Origin of the sequence: Hymenobacter qilianensis (assembly GCF_014638675.1) — a bacterium.
Lineage (GTDB): Bacteria > Bacteroidota > Bacteroidia > Cytophagales > Hymenobacteraceae > Hymenobacter > Hymenobacter qilianensis.
This window is the reverse complement of sequence record NZ_BMFN01000001.1, coordinates 827,805-845,075: the sequence shown is the minus strand read 5'-3', so window position 1 is coordinate 845,075 and position 17,271 is coordinate 827,805. Positions and strand designations below refer to the sequence as shown.

Here is a 17,271-nt window from a genome sequence, read left to right as displayed (position 1 = left end):
ACGCGAAGCATCTCGCGTGCAGTCGTTGTAATGGTAACTCAACGAAGCGGGAGAGATGCTTCCTTCGTCAGCATGACAATACTGTTGCACGCGAGATGCTTCGGCTCCGCCTCTGCATGACGGACGAGTTTCATACTACTAACCCATTACATGCTTTCTATTGCCTGGGCGCCGCTTTATGCCCACCCGCTGCCTGATGGCCACCGTTTTCCCATGCTGAAGTACGAGCTGCTACCCGAGCAACTCCTGCGCGAGGATACAATTACGGAAGCCAACTTATTTGCCCCCCAGCCCCCTTCGGCAGCCGAAATTCTGCGCACGCATACGGCCGATTATTACCGGCGTCTGCGGCTTGGCCAGCTCACGCGTCAGGAAGAGCGGGCAACGGGTTTTCCGTGGTCGGAGCAGCTGATAGCCCGCGAAGTCACGATTCTGGGCGGCACGATTGAATGCGCGCGGCGGGCTTTGCAGCACGGCATAGCAGCTAACATTGCCGGTGGCACCCACCACGCTTTCGCCGATCGGGGTGAGGGTTTCTGTTTGCTTAACGACCAGGCCGCAGCAGCCAACTATCTATTAGCCAATGAGCCAGCCGTGCAGAAAGTCCTGATTGTGGATCTGGATGTGCATCAGGGCAATGGCACGGCGGCTATTTTTCAACATAAGCCGCGGGTATTTACCTTCAGCATGCACGGCGCCCGCAACTACCCGCACCGCAAAGAGCAGTCGGACCTCGATTTGCCCTTGCCCGACCAAACCGACGACGCCACCTACCTGAAGCTGCTCGCCGATACAATGCCTCGCCTGCTAGACGAGGTGCAGCCCGACTTTGTGTTTTATCTGGCCGGCGTCGATGTGCTGGCTACTGATAAGCTCGGCCACCTTGCCCTTACCCGTGAAGGTTGCCGCCAGCGCGACGAGTTTGTGCTAGAACTTTGCCACCGCCACCAGCTACCGGTAGTAGTGTGCATGGGTGGCGGCTACTCCGAGCGCATCGCCGACATCGTAGAGGCGCACGCCAATACGTTTCGGATCATGCAGGAGCTGTATTTCTAGATAATTACCTGCCACCGGAAGGCCCAGCGCCAGCTTAGCTCATATTTCTCAATGTCAGCCTGCTGAAGAATGCGCTGCCAGTCAGATTTAGTAAAAGCCCGCGCTACCGACAAAGGCGCATCATTTCGCACCAAATAGGAGCCCCGAAACAAGCGTGTAAGCCACTTAATGCTGTGGTACGCCACCGGGTGCCGATGCAAGTCATTGATAATCACCGCCACGCTGGCCTGTTGACGCAGTTGGCGCAGCAAGCCGGCCAATTCAGCATCGGTGAAATGGTGGCAAAACAAGCTGCAGGTAATCACGTCGAAATGCTGGGCCCGAAACTCCGGGGCAAATATGTCCTGTTGTAGGAAGCTGATTTCGGGATAAGCCTGGCTTTTTTCAGTGGCGTAGCTCAGCATAAACGGGTTAGCATCAATGCCAACCAGCTCTACGGGAATGTGCTGGCGCTTGGCCCAGCGGGCAATGTAGCGCAGGGTGTCGCCGCCGCCGCTGCCCAGGTCGGCGAGGCGCAGCGGGCGTCTGGGGGGCATTTTGGCGCGCAGGCGAGCCAAGGCATCCGTTACCACTGCATAGCCGCCCAGGTGGGTATTGATGAATTCCAGCTCATCCAGATTCTGCCGCAACGCATCGGAGGCCAGAGTCAGATCGTCCATGAGTTCGGGCTCGGTGGCACGCTGGCGAAGATTCATGCGTCTGGGGGGCTTTTTTAAGTAATAAACGAGGTGCTTGACGCAGAGATATTTGGTGAAATTAATTGTCGCCAAAAGCTACCTTCAGCAGCATCGCCTCCAGCGTGAGGCCCGGCCCGAAGGCGAAGCTCAGCACCGGCGCGTCTCGGTCGGGTGCGGTCAGCGACTGTAGCAGCTCGTGCAACACAAAAAGCACCGTGGCCGACGACATGTTGCCGTAGTCGCGCAATACCTGGTACGCGAAGCGGTTGTCGTGGGTGGTCAGGCCAAGCTCCTGCTCAATGGTTTCCAGAATCTTGCGCCCGCCCGGATGAATGGCAAAGTGCTGAATGTCGGGCAGTTGAACGGGCAGGTTTTCGAGCAAGCCGTCAGTCAGCTCCCGGATGCCTTTTTGGATGAGGCGCGGCACATACGACGAAAGTGTCATCTCGAAGCCGAAATCGTTGATGTGCCAGGCCATATCGGCGTGGCCGTTAGGCTCAATGCCGCAGTGAAAAGCCGCCAGCTCCAGACTGGCGCCTGTGGCTGCCGGCACGGCCCGCACCAGCGCCGCCGCCGACCCGTCGCCGAACAAGGCGTTGGACACCAGGTGGTCTTCCTCCTGGTTTTTCTGAAAGTGAATGGTGCAGAGCTCCGTGCTCACAATAAGCACGTTGGCGCCGGCATCGGCTTTACAGAAAGCATCGGCCAGCTTCAGCGCATTGAACGCCGCGTAGCAACCCATAAAATTGACGCAGGTACGCTGCACATTGGGCCGCAGCCCCAGCTTCTGCACCAGCTCCAGATCAAGGCCCGGCGCGTACATACCCGTGCAGCTCACCGTAATCAAGTGCGTGATGCTAGCCAGCGTCACCTCGGGCACCTGCCGCAGGCAGTCCTGCGCCGCCCGCACCGACAAAGGCAACGCACACTCACGGTATACCGCCATACGTTGCCCCACCGACGGAAAAGGCTCTAGGTCAGGAGTGTTAGGAAAGAAATCGAACTCGCCGTTGGACCGGCTATAATCAGCCAAAACAGAGTAGCGCTGGCCAATACCCGTGACGCGGTAGAGCGCACGCAGCTTACGCGCCTCATTGTCGTCGAGTTGCAGGGCCTCGGCCATAAAGGTGGCAATTTGGGGCTGCGGAATAACATGGGTAGGGTTGGCCGTGCCGATGGCACATAGGTAGCTGCTCATTAAGCGAAGTATACGCAAATTACCGCCCCGGTGCCGGTGCAAGTTTTTGCCTGATTAGGAGCTCTATCGAAGAGCATAATTATGCTTACGTAGGAGACGGACAATCAGGTTTTTCCGTCCGGCGCTACCTGATTTCTGACTGTACTAACTGCCTCAAAATACTTCACCGTGAGTTTGCCGCATCAGGGCGCGCACGGCTCCGGGCCAGTAGCGCAACCCGCCCACCGCCGCTTCGCTCAAAAAAGGCTTTCCAAACAGACCCTGCACGGCCCGTCCCACCCGCAAACGCCCCCCAAAGTGCGCTTGCCACTCGCGTTGATAAGCAGCTTCGAGGCTCGGCCTTGTGGTGCGGCCTACCAGAAACTCGTGGATGTGTGCGCTGGCTATCTGAGCGCCGTGAATAGCCATGGCCATGCCGTTGCCACAGAGCGGCGTAATCAGGCCCGCCGCGTCGCCACACATCAGAATGTGGTTTTCCACGCAGTTTTTGGGCGCGAAGGATATTTCGTTGATAACCTCCGGCTGCGGGTACAGGAACTCAGCGTCCCGAAAAATGCCCCCCAGCCGCGGATTCCGGGCTAATACCTGTTTTTCCATCGCCGCAATAGTGCCGTGGGCCTTCAGGTTCTGGCGAGTAGTTAGGTAGCAGAAGCAATATTTATCTTCTTCAATAGCCGAGATGCCAGCATAGCCATCGGCGAAGTTGTGCAGGGCAATCAGGTTGCGCGGAAAGTCGAGCCGCACGTGGTATTTAACGCCCAGATACGGTGAGCGCCTGGTGAAAAACGGACGCTGCAGCTGGCGGTCGAGGTTGGCGCGCTTACCGTACGCGCCCAGCACAATGCGGGCCTGTAGAATTCGGCCGTCGGCTAGGCTTACGTGATGCTCGTCGCCATTGAATGTGACATTCGTGACGGTGGCTCCCTGGTGAAACTCTACACCGCGCGCCTCGGCTTGCTGATACAGGAAATAATCCAGTGTATAGCGGCTCACCCCAAATCCACCCAGGTCGAGCGGGGCGGTGAGCGTGCGGCCCGCCGGCGAGCTGAGCATGAACTGCGTAATGTTGGCCGGCTCCAGCACTGCTGGATCTACGCCAAGCCGCCGCAGGTAAGGCAGCACCTCATTAGACACATACTCGCCGCAAACCTTGTGGAACGGGTAATGCTTGCGCTCCACCACCGTGACGTGGTACCCCCGGCCCGCCAAATCCAGAGCGGCTGTAAGGCCCCCCAAACCCCCACCAATAATGAGAACTTCCAAATTTTTTTTGAATATAAAATGGTGAAAAACAGGGGTGAATCCTTTATTTATAGAAGATAAGTTATATTTTATGTATCTTGTTGGAATTCAAGCGCTACCTTTGCAAACCAAATTGAGCGTCTGACGTTAAGAATTTAACCGACGCGCCAATCGCCTAACGGTCTGATATGATGAAAACTCTACGATTACTATTGTGTTTTTGCGCCTTGGTGCTCGGCCCGCTGTGCACCGGCGTACCGGCTGTCAATGCGCAGCCTGCTAGTCCTGCTACAGCCAGCCGTCCGGCTGCGGATGAAAAAAATGTATTGGTGTACCCCAACCCCAGCACCGGTATTGTTCATATCGATATTAACGGTTTCAATGGCCGCAAAACGGAGCTGCGTATTCTGAACGTCATCGGCTCCGTAATCTACCGCGAATCATTGACGGAATTTAATGGCCGCTTCACCAAAACTCTTGACCTGAGCAGGTTTGCCAGCGGCCTTTACTACGTAAAGCTCGAATCGGATAACGCCAGCGAAATGCGTAAGCTGGTAATCCGATAACCTTACTACTTCATTGCTTAAAAGAAAAGCAGCCTCACCGGATCGGGGGCTGCTTTTTTTATGAGCTAAAAGCAAAAAAACGGTCCTTACGCAATAGTAAGGACCGTTTTTAGGACTTTGCAGTCAAGCGCTACCTAGCGATTCGGAATCCGAATCGGCTGGGGCTTCAGCATAGCCTTGAGGTTATCCAGAGTGTTGAGGGCGATGAGGGCAGTAGCAATCATCAACCCCACAAAAAGAAGGAAAGACATACGAGTGGGAGTTTAAGGCGAGAAAGAAATAAAACCGGAGTCAACACGCCAACGCAACAGGGCCGGTTGGTAAATGTACTCTCTTGAACCTCAGAACCCGGCATCAGGTTTCAGCATAATTATGTGCTTTTTGATCTTTTCCATCATCAACAGGCACAGATAGTAACTACCCGGCCACTTTATCCTGCGGCGGGGCTCTAAACAGCTGCTCTACAACGTAGCGAGCGTCGGCACCCACGCCGCCCATCAGGGCCGATCCCCGACTGTTGAGCCACGGCAAGCCGAGGAAGGCTAGGCCCGGCGCGGCCGTCAGGCCACGGTAGTGTTTGGGGTAGCCGTCAGCGTCGAAAACGGAGGCTTCAATCCAGCTAAAATCGGGTCCGAAGCCGGTGGCCCATATCACGGCCTCCAGGGCTGGCGTGCTGGCGTGGCGGCCGCGCAAAATGCCCCCCGGCTCTACGCCCAGCGCCCGCCCGATGAACCGAGCATTAGGGAAAGTACGCAGTCGGGCCAGGTCGCCGCTGACCACGGGCTCAGGCTGCCGCATCATGTGCGCGCCTACCGGCGAATGACGCGACGCCCACAACAGTCTGGTGGCGGTGAGCATCGCCCACATCAGCATATTGTTGGGCATGGCCGGCGTATGCTCGTCGAAGGCGGCGTACACGGGGCGACCGGTTGAGGCTAAATCGGCCGCAATTTGCAGAGCCGAGTTGCCACTGCCGACTACCGCCACTGGCCCGGTACCCACTACCTGCTGCGGGCGTTGGTAGTCGCGGCTGTGAAGCTGAACAACCTTTGAAGGAAGCTGGGGGGCAAATTCGGGCTGACGTGGGGCATTGTAAGCACCCGTACACACCACCACCCGCCGCGACTGATACTGCCGGCCCGCCGCAGTACTGACAGCATAGCCGTTTGGAGTTGGCGTTACGCTGCTGACGCGCTGGGACAGATGCAACGGGAAGCGAAAGTGCTCGGCATACGTGCTCAGGTAAGCAGCCGCTTCATCTTTGGTAGGATAGCGAAATTTGCCCCCCGGCCACTCCAGGCCGGGCAAGCTGCTGGCCCAGGCTGGGGAGAATAAGCGCAATGCCTCAAATCGCGACGCCCAGACATCACCCACGGCCGCTCGCTCGTCCAGAATCACGAACGATACGCCCAGGCGCTGCACATAATAAGCTGCCGCTAGTCCGGCCTGTCCTGCCCCGATAATAAGCGTGTCAACCGAAAAAGCGTCAGGAGAAGGCATAGAGGAGTGTTGCAGGAAGTAGAAAAGCTAGCCAAATGTATTTATTGTTGCTGGTCGCTAAAAAAGCCCCCCAGAAGGGAACCGCTCTTGTGCTCGATTCCGCGGGGTAGCTGATGGTAGGGCTAGGCCACATAGTTTATCGGCTGAAAAGTCTTCCGGAAATAATTTGAAAGGCCTTTTATATGGAACCGCTAACTGAAGCGTTTGGCCCACGACAAGTACCTGTTCATAAATATTGGCTTAGCAGGGCGCACCTTTGTTGTTCGAACTGCACCCTTGTCTTCACTCATTCTACTTCGTTTTCTTATCCGATGAAGCATATTTTCTATCGATTGCTCTGTATAGGCTTGCTGAGTGGTTTTGTCATTTCCTGCTCCGATGATTCTGTATCACCTGCCGAAGTCCGCGATAATCCGCTGGCGATGGGCAATCCTAGCGGCGCCACTACGGACCCGGCCTCTTACACCAATTACCTGCTGGAGAAACCCCAGTATGCGCTATCGTATCACCGCGACCGGGGCACACCCAACTGGGTAAGTTGGCACTTGAGCAAAGCCTGGCTTGGTAGCGCTTCACGCCAGGATAATTTTGCGCCCGACAATACTCTGCCCACCGGCTGGTTTCGGGCTACCAGCGCCAGCTACACCGGCTCGGGCTTCGACCGGGGCCACAACTGCCCCTCCGCCGACCGCACCGGCTCGGTAGCCGATAACGCAGCTACTTTCCTGATGACCAACATTATACCGCAGGCGCCTAATAACAACCAGCGTACCTGGGCCGACCTCGAAAACTACTGCCGCACCTTGGTAAACGGGGGCAATGAGCTTTACATCATCTGTGGAAGCTACGGCAGGGGAGGTACTGGCTCTGAAGGCCAGGCGAATACCATAGCAGACGGTAAAATAACGGTGCCCAACCGCATATGGAAGGTAATCGTGGTACTGCCCGCTGGCACCAACGATGTAAGCCGCGTCACGGCTGATACGCGCGTTATTTCTGTGAATACGCCTAATACCAGCAGTCTGAACCCTGAGTGGGCTACCTATCGCACCTCCGTAGATGCTATTGAAAAAGCAACCGGCTACGACCTGCTATCGGCCGTGCCCGCATCAGTGCAGAGCGCCGTGGAAGCCAGGGTGGACGATGGTCCGGTAAACTGAAGCACTGCCCTCAGTAGCAGCCGAGAGCAGCTAAGAATACTGTTCCTAGTAATGAAGTCAAGCTAAATAAATATTGGAATTATTATATAATAAATTAAGGCACTACTTTTGTGCTGAGTGTCCCGAGTGAGTATGGAAGGGAATAGAAAGCCGCGCTGCAACGCGGCTTTCTGCATTTTACAGCCAAGCTATAATGAGCTGATAAATGGAAATGCAGGAGCTGATAAAAGCCCCCTGATCTGGGAGCAGTCTAACTTTGGCTGGTAACAGCAATTGAGTTTACGAACCCGCTTTTGCCGCGGCACTAACGGTTGAAAGCACCTCTATGCCAGGTATGCGCTTTAGGTGGCTGCCGCTTGGCTAGCTTTTTTACTGGGGGGCTTTCTAGGCTTTTAACAACAGCTTTACCTGCTACTCCTCACCATCAGTGGGTAAGCCCACTTCCCCGTCTTTTACTACCGGCTGGCTGTTCATGTAAGAGCGGAAGGCCGACGCTACGTCGCTGGCAACGGCATTGGCCTGGGCCGTTACGCGTCGGTCGTTGCGCGTGCGTGCATTGGTGCGCTCCTCGCTGAGCTGCTTTATGTAGTCCTCAAGAGGCACCGTAACGGCGGGCTCCTTCTCGTCCGGAACCACGCGAAAAGTGCCTACAGTATAGCTATAGCCCTGCTCGGTGATGCCAAACCGGAAGTTGAAGTGCAGAATTCGTGCCTGCTCAGGACCCGAGGCTTTGGCCGCTGCCATCTTTATTTTGCTCGTGCCCGTCAAGCTGATTTCCTTCGCTTCCGGGTTCGCCTGGACATTGCTTTTAGGATTATATGGAAACTTCTCTTGGGTCCACGATAACGCGTGCTGATACAGGGTAACCGAGTTGCTATCCTCTACGTGTACCTTCTCGCTGTATTCTATGGGGGCCGTTGGAGCAATGCCCTGTGCCTGCGTAGCTGAGGAAAATAAGCTTAAGCCACTCACAAGCAGGGCCACGATTATTTTTTTCATACTCAAAGAATAAAAATAGGGAAGGTCAGGTGACTGAAGCGCAAATATAGGTCCCAACTGATTGCACATTGCTGAGAGTATTTGCAATATGTAATGATATGGGTTCTGCGCTCCGCCCGTACCAATTGGATGAATAACAGTTCAGGTGGTAGATGGCAACTCAGCTTTTTGCGCCTTATACCGTATAAGCAATGCAAGAAGTAACGGTTAAATATAGAAATTTGTACTATATTCATAAGATGTCTATTCGCTATAAGCAACGCCTTAATAACAAAAGGGAGTAAAGAGCTAAAGACAGAGGGTGATCAATATTCCTAAAATTAAATGCTACTGTGTGATAAAATTTTATTTTTCAGGCAGTTAACTAATCGTATTGCCAAAAAGGGAATGATCCCCCGAAAGTGGAGTAAGGCTGGTTTGTAACATTGCGGTAACATTAAATTAATTCCCCTTCTCTTGGAGGTATGGAAAGTATTAGTACTTTTGCGACGTGCTTCACCCAAAGACCAAACATCTAATGAAGCGCAGAACGCCCAATAGCGTTGTTCTGCGAGAAGACCGGAAGGCCTTTTCCCCCGTTGGTTTTTCCGTCTTTCCTGTTTTTTTCCGTTCGCCGCTCCGGTCTCCGAAGCGGTTTTTTTATGTTCGGCTGAGTCGGTGGGCAGCGATCATGCTTCGTATTCAACCCTCCACTCATACCTATTTCAAGCTTCACGTCAACATGCAAGACAACCTCGTCCCTCAAGCCGCGGCCTTCGTTGCCACCCGCAACGTGAAGCTAAATGCCGGTGCTGGTGCAGGTATGGCCCGCATAGCCCGGTTCATCCTCGGCCAGAAGGACATCCGCAACTGCGTACCCTTCTTGATGAACCGCGACAACGTAATCTAACTAGTTGACCAACAAAGCGCCCGGTGATGAACCGGGCGCTTTGCTTTTGGGGTTATTATAGTTGAGGCTTCAATAAGAGTCAATAGTTTAAAGCAAAATCAATCATGCAGTTAGGCGCAGTTACACTTCAAAATCCTATCTGCCTGGCCGCGGCCTCTTGGCATCTGGATGGGCCGGGCTACGAGCGACTGGGGGCCATTTTTACCCGCACCGTTACCATGGAGCCCAAACCAGGGCTGTATGAGCAGGGTATCTGGCAGGTAGCCGATCAAACACTGCTCAACGCCACCAACATGCGCACTGAAAACGCGGAGATTCTGGTGCAGGAGCATCTGCCGAATCTGTTGCGCTACGGGGTGCCGGTATTGGTAAGTATCACGGCCCCAGGCATTCCGGGCTTCCGTAAAATTGCCCGCTTCCTTAAGCGCGAAGCTGGGGGGCAAATTGCGGGCGTCGAGGTCTACATCACCTGCACTGATACCGCTAAGGGCGCCGAAATTACGCCCAAGTTTGTGCGCGACGCTACCGAGGCCGTGCGCAATGAACTGGGTCCTGAGGCCATCATCGTAGTGAAGCTGCCCCCGTGGCCCGACTTCATTCGGGGCCTGGCGCTGGGCGCGCAAGAAGGTGGCGCTTCGGCACTAGCTGCGTGTAACACACTTAAAGGCTTGCACTTACCCGATGATGCCAGCGCCGCGCCGCTCATTGGCGGGTTGTCGGGCGAGGCGTTGCGGCCGGTGGCTTTGCGCTGCGTGTATGAGCTGGCCCAGGATGCCCGCATCAAGCTGCCGATTTTCGGTACGGGGGGCATTTTTACCAGCAACCACGTCACCGATTATTTGCGAGTAGGCGCCAACGCCGTGCAAATTGCCAGCGGCGAGTGGCTGGAGCCGGGCTTAACAGCTCGTCTGGCCGAAGAATGTGCAAATGACTCTCAAAATGCAGCGCGGGAGTTGTCCCGTGCTAACTTGGTCAGTCGTCGATAGTAAGCAAGAAGCCTTTTCCACCCATTATAACACCTTACCGCAGGCCTCATGAACAAACTCACCACCCGCGTTCAACAAGCCAATTCCTTACTCTGCGTCGGCCTCGACCCCACCGGCGACGACGCTTTCGTAGCAGCGCGCTTGCGCGAAGTCATAGCACAGACCGCTGAGTTTGCTGCCGCCTTCAAGCCGAACCTGGCCTTCTTTCTCTCCCGCGAAAACGGCGTAGCGCTCCTGCGCGATACTGTGGCACTGATTCCCAAGGATATTCCCGTCATCCTCGACGGCAAGTTTGGCGACATCGCCAATACCGCTGAGCACTACGCCCAATTCGCCTACGACCGCATCGGCGCCGACGCCGTGACGGTAAATCCTTACATGGGCGACGACGCCATCGTGCCCTTCGCCCGCCCTGATAAAATGGTGTTTGTGTTGGCCAAAACGTCAAATAAACCCGCTCACTCCCTGCAAGATGTCGCCCTGACTCGTGGTGGCTACGTGAGTGACTTGGCCGCTCGCGTATCGTGCGAGCTAGATGAGCATCACCATAATATCGGTTTGGTAGTCGGCGCGACTGATGCCGCTGCCATAGCCCGCGTGCGTGAAAGCTGCCCGACGCAATGGTTTCTGGTACCAGGCATCGGCGCCCAAGGCGGCGACTTAGCTGCCACGCTTCATGCTGGCCTACGCGTCGATGGCCTCGGGTTACTTATTAATACCTCCCGCGCCATCTGGCAAGCGGCTGATGCCGGCATTGCTGCCCGCACATTGTTCCAACAAATAAATGACCTCCGTCCCGTTGCCGCTCATGCCTGACTCTACTGCTGAAATGACTTCTGAAACCCGTTTTGACGCCCCGCTTCTTGAGCAGCAACTGATGCAGGAAGATGCCTTGCTCAGGGGGCATTTTCGCCTCTCCTCGGGCTTGCATTCCGATACGTATGTGCAGTGCGCCCGCTTTTTGCGCCGCCCGGAGCTGGCTGCTCCGGCCATGGCCGAGCTGGCCCAGCGCATTCGCGAAGCGGGTTTACAGCCCGATGTAATAGTTGGTCCGGCCATGGGCGGTGTGGTGGTGAGCTACGAACTAGGCCGACAGCTCGGCGTGCCTGCCATCTTCACCGAACGCGACGATACGGGTCAAATGACCTTGCGCCGTGGCTTCACCTTGCAGCCCGGCGAGCGAATTATTATTGCCGAAGATGTGGTGACTACGGGCAAGAGTACCAAAGAAGTAGCGCGGATTTTGGAAGGGCTGGGGGGCAAAATTTTGGGTGTCGCAAGTTTAATTGACCGCACGGGTGGCAAAGCAGAGCTTTCTTTTCCGACCTTTGCACTGCTGCCGGTCACGGCGGCTACCCACGCACCCGATGATTGCCCGCTGTGTCGGGCAGGTATTCCGGTAGTAAAACCTGGCAGTCGGCCGGAGAAAGCGTTTTCTTAAACCTACCTGCTGGCTTCGGCCCGTAGGCAAGGCATTTTCGGTGTCCCGATTGTCGGGGCGCTTTTCCATGGCCGGTGGTCGGCAGTGGGAAGTCGAAAAATAGCAAACCTACCCTGTTCCTTTTGGAAACTCATCTTTATTCCATTCAGCTGCTGCCCAAGCCCGGCATTCACGACGGCGACGGGCAGCGCGTAGCGGAAGCCGCGCAGCGCCACCTCGGCCTGCGCACGGGCCGGGTGCAAAGCACGGCCGTTTACTCGGTGCGCTACCCGCTCACCGCCCAGCAACTCCAAGATTTCGCCGAGCAGTGCCTCCAGGATCCGGTATTGCATGAGGTAGCCCTGAACGAGTTTCGCCGCGACCCGCAATTCCAGTCGTATATATTGGTGGCCAAAGGCCCCGGCGTAACCGACGACGAAGGCACCTCCGCCCAAAACGCCCTCGGCGACTTCCTCAACCAGCCGCTCGACACGCGCACCCAGCATATTTTCAGCAAGCGCCTGTTTCTGCTGGAAGAAAATTTGCCCCCCACCGACCTGCGTCGCCTGGCCGAAGAGTTGCTCGGCAACAAGCTCATCAGCCGCTTCGAAGTAGGCCCCGCCGATCAGATCCGCGACTTCACGCCCCGCCCCGGCACCTCCGTTGATAACACCACGCACACCATCGACTTAAATGTGTCGGATGAGGCATTGGTACAGCTATCTAAGGACAATCTTTATGCCCTGAACCTGGCCGAAATGCAGGCCGTGCGAGCGTATTATCAGTTGCCCGAAACTCAGCAGGAGCGCCAGGCCAGTGGCTTACCCGCTGAGCCAACCGACTGCGAGCTGGAAATCATTGCCCAAACCTGGTCGGAGCACTGCAAGCACAAGGAATTCAGTGCCTTAATCAACTACCGCGACGCCGAAACGGGCGAGGAGTATCAGGTTGATTCCCTGTTCAAAACCTACATCAAAGACGCCACCGCCGAGGTAGACCGCCAACTGCGCGCCAACGGCAACGACTGGCTCATTAAGGTATTCTCCGACAACGCCGGCGCCGTGCGCATCAACGACGAGTCGCTGTTTGTCTGGAAGGTAGAAACCCATAATTCGCCCTCGGCCATCGACCCTTACGGCGGCGCTATTACCGGCATTTTGGGCAACAACCGCGACCCGCTGGCCACTGGCATCGGTGGGGCTCGCTTGCTATTCAATACCAACGTGTTGTGCTTCGGTAACCCCGACTACGACGGTCCTCTGCTGACCAACCAGCTGCACCCGCGCCGCATATTTGAAGGCGTGCGCAAAGGCATTGAAGATGGCGGCAACAAGTCAGGTGTGCCCACGGTAAACGGGAGCATCGTTTTCGATGACCGCTACGCTGGCAAGCCGCTAGTGTACTGCGGCACCGGCGCCGTGATGCCTATGCAGCTCGCCGGCCTCGATTCCTGGGAAAAGAAGATCGACGATGGCGACCGTATCATCATGGCCGGTGGCCGCGTGGGTAAAGACGGGATCCACGGCGCTACCTTCAGCAGCATTGAGCTCGATGAATCGTCGCCGGCCACGGCCGTGCAGATTGGCTCGCCCATCACCCAGAAGCTGGCCATGGATTTTCTCATCCTCGCCACCCGCCGCGGCCTCATCAAGTGCAGCACCGACAACGGCGCTGGGGGGCTTTCTTCGTCAGTTGGCGAGCTGGCTGGCATCAGCGGCGGTGCCGTTGTGGACCTGGAAAAAGTGCCGCTGAAGTATCCTGGCTTGCGCCCTTGGGAGATTTTCGTAAGTGAATCGCAGGAGCGGTTTACGCTGGTAGTGGAGCCCGGCAAGCTGGCGGAAGTGCTGGCCTTGGGTCAGGAAATGGAAGTGGAGCTAACCGACATCGGCTACTTTACCGCCGATGGCTACCTTGATGTGCGCTTCGCTGGCGCCCCAGTAGCGCAGCTAAATATGCATTTCCTGCACGAAGGCGTGCCGCGCAAAATCATGGAGGCCGAGTGGCAGAAGCCTGCGGCTCAGGAGCCCAAAGTCGAAATCCGTCAGAATGGTGTAGAGACACATATTTGTGTCTCCCCATCGAACGACCCGGCTGCTAATCGTTCAGCGACATCGTTCGATGAGGAGACACAAATATGTGTCTCTACAACTGACGTGTTGTTTCGGCTACTCGGCTCGCTCAATATCTGCTCGCGTGAGTCCGTCATTCGTCAGTACGACCATGAGGTGAAGGGCCGCACTATTATTAAGCCGCTGATGGGCGCCACCGGCCAGGCTCCGCAGGATGCCGCCGTGGTGCGCTTCAACTTCGAGAGTTGGGAAGGCGTGGCCGTGAGCAACGGCATCCAGCCCCGCTTTGGCGACTTGGACGCCTATCATATGTCGGCCGGTGCCTTCGATGAGGCCGTGCGCCAGATTATCGCCGTGGGAGGCAAATTGCCCAACCTCACGCCTGGCGATAATATCTTCTGGTCTGTGAACGACAACTTCTGCGTGCCAGACTCCGATTTTCACCCCGTCACGAACCCCGACGGCAAGCAGAAGCTGGCCAAACTCGTGCACATGTGCCAGGCCCTGCGCGACGCCACCGCGGCTTACTGCATCCCGCTCACCAGCGGCAAGGACAGCATGAAAAACGATTTCAAGGCCGACGGCGTGAAGATTTCGGTGCCGCCGACGGTTTTGTATTCGATGACGGCCAAAATCGAGGACGTGCGCCGCACTGTCACCAGCGACTTCAAGCAGGCCGGCGACGTGGTGTACCTGCTGGGCCGCACCTACGACGAGCTCGGCGGCTCTGAGTTTTACCAGCTATATAAGGAGTTGGGCGCCAATGTGCCGCAGGTACGCTTCGCGGAAGCCAAAGAACTCTACACCCTCATCGGCCAAGCCAACGATCAGCAGCTCATCCAGTCCTGCCACGACCTGAGCGACGGCGGCTTGGCTGTAGCGCTGGCCGAGGCAACTTTCGGCGATGGGCTAGGGGCCAAAATTGAGCTGACCGGCGAACTGCCGCTGTCCGCCCAGCTGTTCTCCGAATCGCACTCCCGCTTCGTGGCCACGGTGGCGCCGGAAGACGTAGTGGCGTTTGAGCAGATTCTGGGCGATAAAGCCACCCGTTTAGGTGTTGTTACCAACGACAACTTCTTGCTAGTAGGCCACCAAGGCCAGCTCGTGATAGAAGCCGATACGGAAGAGTTGCGTCAGATCTGGACCAACGGACCAGTGAATCAGACCATCGGTTTTGGCGAACACGTAATGGGGGAGGGGAAATGAAAGAGAACATGAATCAGTCCGCTGCTGTCCAGGCGCTTATCCTGACGGGTTTCGGGATTAATTGCGAAGAGGAAATGGCCGCCGCCTACCGCTTGGCCGGCGCCGAAGCCACCATCGTCCACCTCAACCAAGTGCTGCACGGCCAGGTCAGCATTCACGACTACGACATCCTGAACTTTCCGGGGGGCTTTTCCTTCGGCGATGATCTGGGCTCGGGCGTGGTGCTGGCAAAAAAGCTGCGCTACCGCCAAACGCCCGGCGGCTTCACCCTGCTCGACGATCTGCGCGAGTTCATTTCCCGGGGCAAGTTCGTGCTGGGTATCTGCAACGGCTTCCAGGTATTAGTAAAGCTGGGCCTGCTGCCCAATCTGGGGGGCAATTTTGAGCCGGAAGTAACCCTGACGCATAACGTCTCGGGCCGCTACGAAGATCGTTGGGTACGACTGAAAGTAAATGCGAATAATCGGAGCCCTTTCTTACAAGGTCTTGATTCCTTTGAAGTACCCGTGCGCCACGGCGAAGGCCGCCTGCTTATCCCTGATGAAGCTACGCGCCAGCGCATCCTCGACCAAAACCTGAACTGCCTGACCTACTGCGACGCCACGGGCTGCGAGGTAACGCAGTACCCGCATAACCCTAACGGCGCCGACCTAAACTGCGCCGGCCTGACCGATACTACCGGCCAAGTTTTCGGGCTGATGCCTCACCCGGAAGCCTTCTTGTCGCTCTACAATCACCCCGATTGGGCGCGCCGCAAGCGCGTGAATAAGGAGTTGAGTGAGGAAGGCGATGGGTTGAAGCTGTTCCGAAACATTGTAAAGCATGTCGCCTCGTTGCCGCACCGCTCAGCTTCTTCAGCTTCACTAGAATCTGTAGAAACACCACTTCGCTAATCCGCCCTTTCCACACCAAAACATTAGCCAGCAGAACGGCTTTCTGACCCTGGAATGAACACTCTGAACCACTTCGACACGCCCCAACTCGAGCTCCTGCACCGCGGTAAAGTCCGCGATTCATACCGCGCTCCTTCCGGCGAGCGGCTCATTGTGGTTACTGACCGTTTGTCGGCGTTCGACTCGGTGTTGGAGACGCCCGTGGCCCACAAAGGCGCGGTGCTGAACGGGTTGGCGGCTTTCTGGTTTGAGAAAACCCAGCACATCATTCCTAACCACGTCATTGCCCTGCTCGACCCCAACGTGACGCTGGCTAAGGAAGCCGAGCCGATTCGGGTGGAAATGGTGGTGCGCAACTATCTCACCGGTTCTATGTTGCGTGGCTATCAGCAAGGGCAGCGTACCTTCTCGGGCGTGACGGTACCTGATGGCCTGACCAAGCACCAGCAGTTTCCTGGGCCCATCGTGACGCCGACCACCAAGGAAGAGTCGGACCGCGAAATCACGCCGGAGAACCTAGTGTCGGAAGGCTGGGTTTCGCCTGAGCTGTACGAGCGGATGCGGGTGAAGTCGTTGGAGCTGTTTAATTTTGCCTCCCAGTGGATGGCCGAGCGGGGCATCATCCTGGTAGATACCAAGTATGAGTTTGGCTTGCTGAATGGCGAGCTGATTCTGATTGACGAAATACACACGCCCGATTCGTCGCGGTTTTGGAGCGCCGAGGATTACGCCCGGAACCCGGAAACGGCCGAGCAGATGGACAAGGAGTACGTGCGTCAGTGGCTCATCGCCAACAAAGTAGATGGACAGTACCCCCGCGCCCTCACCCCCGAAGTTTCCGCCGAAGCTACCCGCCGCTACCTTGATATCTACGAGCGCATCACCGGCAGTCCGCTGCCCATCGGCAACGAAACCACTCCCGGCGGCGACGTACAAGCTCGTCTCGTGGGCAACCTGGTGCGCGCTGGCATCATTCAAGAAGCCTGAGTTCGTCGGTGATTATGTCTTTAGCTACCATCAAACGAAATGCAAGCCTCCGATCCTAAACACCTCGTGCAAGCTTATATCGAAGCGTACAACCGCTTTGATGTAGACGGGATGGTGCGCCATCTGCACAAGGATGTGGTGTTCAGAAACGTTGCCAACGGCGAGGTCAATCTGACCACAAACGGTAAGGAGAGCTTCCGTCAACAGGCAGCGCAAGCCAAGCAATACTTCTCTCAACGGGAACAGCGCGTTACGGAGTGGCAAGTAGCTGACAACCGCGTGGAAGTGCTGATTAACTACACTGCAATAACCGCCATGGAATTTCCTAACGGATTGAAGCCGGGCGATACGCTACAACTACAGGGTAAGTCGGTGTTTCAGATTGCTGACGGCCAGATAGTTTCCATTGAAGATATCAGCTAG

General features: G+C 56.3%; 16 protein-coding genes. 11 read left to right on the top strand and 5 right to left on the bottom strand.

What is annotated here, in order from left to right; translation table 11 throughout:
• Positions 1 to 150 precede the first annotated feature (150 nt).
• Positions 151 to 1,056 (top strand): histone deacetylase family protein, encoded by a 906-nt coding sequence (locus IEW06_RS03515; protein WP_188547449.1) that lies wholly within the window; start codon positions 151 to 153, stop codon positions 1,054 to 1,056.
• Here IEW06_RS03515 and IEW06_RS03510 read toward each other — a convergent pair.
• The 3 genes from IEW06_RS03510 to IEW06_RS03500 all read right to left on the bottom strand — a co-directional run bounded on the left by IEW06_RS03510 (position 1,053) and on the right by IEW06_RS03500 (position 4,194).
• Entirely contained in the window at positions 1,053 to 1,751 is a 699-nt protein-coding gene (locus IEW06_RS03510; protein ID WP_223284834.1) for a methyltransferase domain-containing protein, read from the bottom strand. The genes IEW06_RS03515 and IEW06_RS03510 overlap by 4 nt on opposite strands.
• A gap of 61 nt (positions 1,752 to 1,812) precedes the next feature.
• Positions 1,813 to 2,931 carry a type III polyketide synthase gene (locus IEW06_RS03505; protein ID WP_187733871.1) on the bottom strand — a complete coding sequence of 373 codons (1,119 nt, stop codon included), beginning with the start codon at positions 2,929 to 2,931 and terminating at the stop codon, positions 1,813 to 1,815.
• Between the two features lie 153 nt (positions 2,932 to 3,084).
• Positions 3,085 to 4,194, bottom strand: a complete 1,110-nt coding sequence (locus tag IEW06_RS03500) for an NAD(P)/FAD-dependent oxidoreductase (RefSeq protein ID WP_188547447.1) — start codon at positions 4,192 to 4,194, stop codon at positions 3,085 to 3,087.
• 167 nt (positions 4,195 to 4,361) lie between these two features.
• On the opposite strand from IEW06_RS03500, the gene IEW06_RS03495 reads away from it, so the two are divergent.
• Positions 4,362 to 4,739, top strand: a complete 378-nt coding sequence (locus IEW06_RS03495; protein WP_187733872.1) for a T9SS type A sorting domain-containing protein — start codon at positions 4,362 to 4,364, stop codon at positions 4,737 to 4,739.
• Between the two features lie 417 nt (positions 4,740 to 5,156).
• Here the strand turns inward: IEW06_RS03495 and IEW06_RS03490 are convergent, their stop codons facing one another.
• On the bottom strand, positions 5,157 to 6,239 hold the full coding sequence (locus IEW06_RS03490) for a flavin-containing monooxygenase (RefSeq protein ID WP_188547445.1): 1,083 nt from the start codon (positions 6,237 to 6,239) through the stop codon (positions 5,157 to 5,159).
• 311 nt (positions 6,240 to 6,550) lie between these two features.
• Here IEW06_RS03490 and IEW06_RS03485 point away from each other — a divergent pair, with 311 nt between their 5' ends.
• Positions 6,551 to 7,399: a DNA/RNA non-specific endonuclease gene (locus IEW06_RS03485; protein ID WP_187733875.1), complete on the top strand. Its 849-nt coding sequence runs from the start codon at positions 6,551 to 6,553 to the stop codon at positions 7,397 to 7,399.
• 411 nt (positions 7,400 to 7,810) lie between these two features.
• On the opposite strand, the gene IEW06_RS03480 is transcribed toward IEW06_RS03485, so the two are convergent.
• Entirely contained in the window at positions 7,811 to 8,398 is a 588-nt protein-coding gene (locus IEW06_RS03480; RefSeq protein WP_187733876.1) for a DUF4468 domain-containing protein, read from the bottom strand.
• Positions 8,399 to 9,119: 721 nt separating this feature from the next.
• On the opposite strand from IEW06_RS03480, the gene IEW06_RS03475 reads away from it, so the two are divergent.
• The 8 genes from IEW06_RS03475 (at position 9,120) to IEW06_RS03440 (ending at position 17,271) form a co-directional block, all read left to right on the top strand.
• Positions 9,120 to 9,287: a hypothetical protein gene (locus tag IEW06_RS03475; protein WP_188547443.1), complete on the top strand. Its 168-nt coding sequence runs from the start codon at positions 9,120 to 9,122 to the stop codon at positions 9,285 to 9,287.
• Between the two features lie 104 nt (positions 9,288 to 9,391).
• Complete coding sequence (locus tag IEW06_RS03470) at positions 9,392 to 10,273, top strand: dihydroorotate dehydrogenase (RefSeq protein WP_187733878.1); 882 nt, start codon at positions 9,392 to 9,394, stop codon at positions 10,271 to 10,273.
• Between the two features lie 48 nt (positions 10,274 to 10,321).
• Positions 10,322 to 11,089 carry an orotidine-5'-phosphate decarboxylase gene (pyrF, locus tag IEW06_RS03465; RefSeq protein WP_187733879.1) on the top strand — a complete coding sequence of 256 codons (768 nt, stop codon included), beginning with the start codon at positions 10,322 to 10,324 and terminating at the stop codon, positions 11,087 to 11,089.
• 13 nt (positions 11,090 to 11,102) lie between these two features.
• A complete protein-coding gene (pyrE, locus tag IEW06_RS03460; RefSeq protein ID WP_187734228.1) occupies positions 11,103 to 11,714 on the top strand; it encodes an orotate phosphoribosyltransferase in 612 nt (203 codons plus the stop codon).
• 122 nt (positions 11,715 to 11,836) lie between these two features.
• Positions 11,837 to 14,968, top strand: coding sequence for a phosphoribosylformylglycinamidine synthase subunit PurL (locus IEW06_RS03455; RefSeq protein WP_187733880.1), 3,132 nt, complete (start codon positions 11,837 to 11,839; stop codon positions 14,966 to 14,968).
• Positions 14,969 to 14,976: 8 nt separating this feature from the next.
• Positions 14,977 to 15,861 (top strand): phosphoribosylformylglycinamidine synthase subunit PurQ, encoded by an 885-nt coding sequence (locus IEW06_RS03450; RefSeq protein ID WP_187733881.1) that lies wholly within the window; start codon positions 14,977 to 14,979, stop codon positions 15,859 to 15,861.
• Between the two features lie 54 nt (positions 15,862 to 15,915).
• A complete protein-coding gene (locus tag IEW06_RS03445) occupies positions 15,916 to 16,848 on the top strand; it encodes a phosphoribosylaminoimidazolesuccinocarboxamide synthase (protein WP_187733882.1) in 933 nt (310 codons plus the stop codon).
• A 39-nt stretch (positions 16,849 to 16,887) separates the two neighbouring features.
• Positions 16,888 to 17,271, top strand: a complete 384-nt coding sequence (locus tag IEW06_RS03440) for a nuclear transport factor 2 family protein (RefSeq protein WP_187733883.1) — start codon at positions 16,888 to 16,890, stop codon at positions 17,269 to 17,271.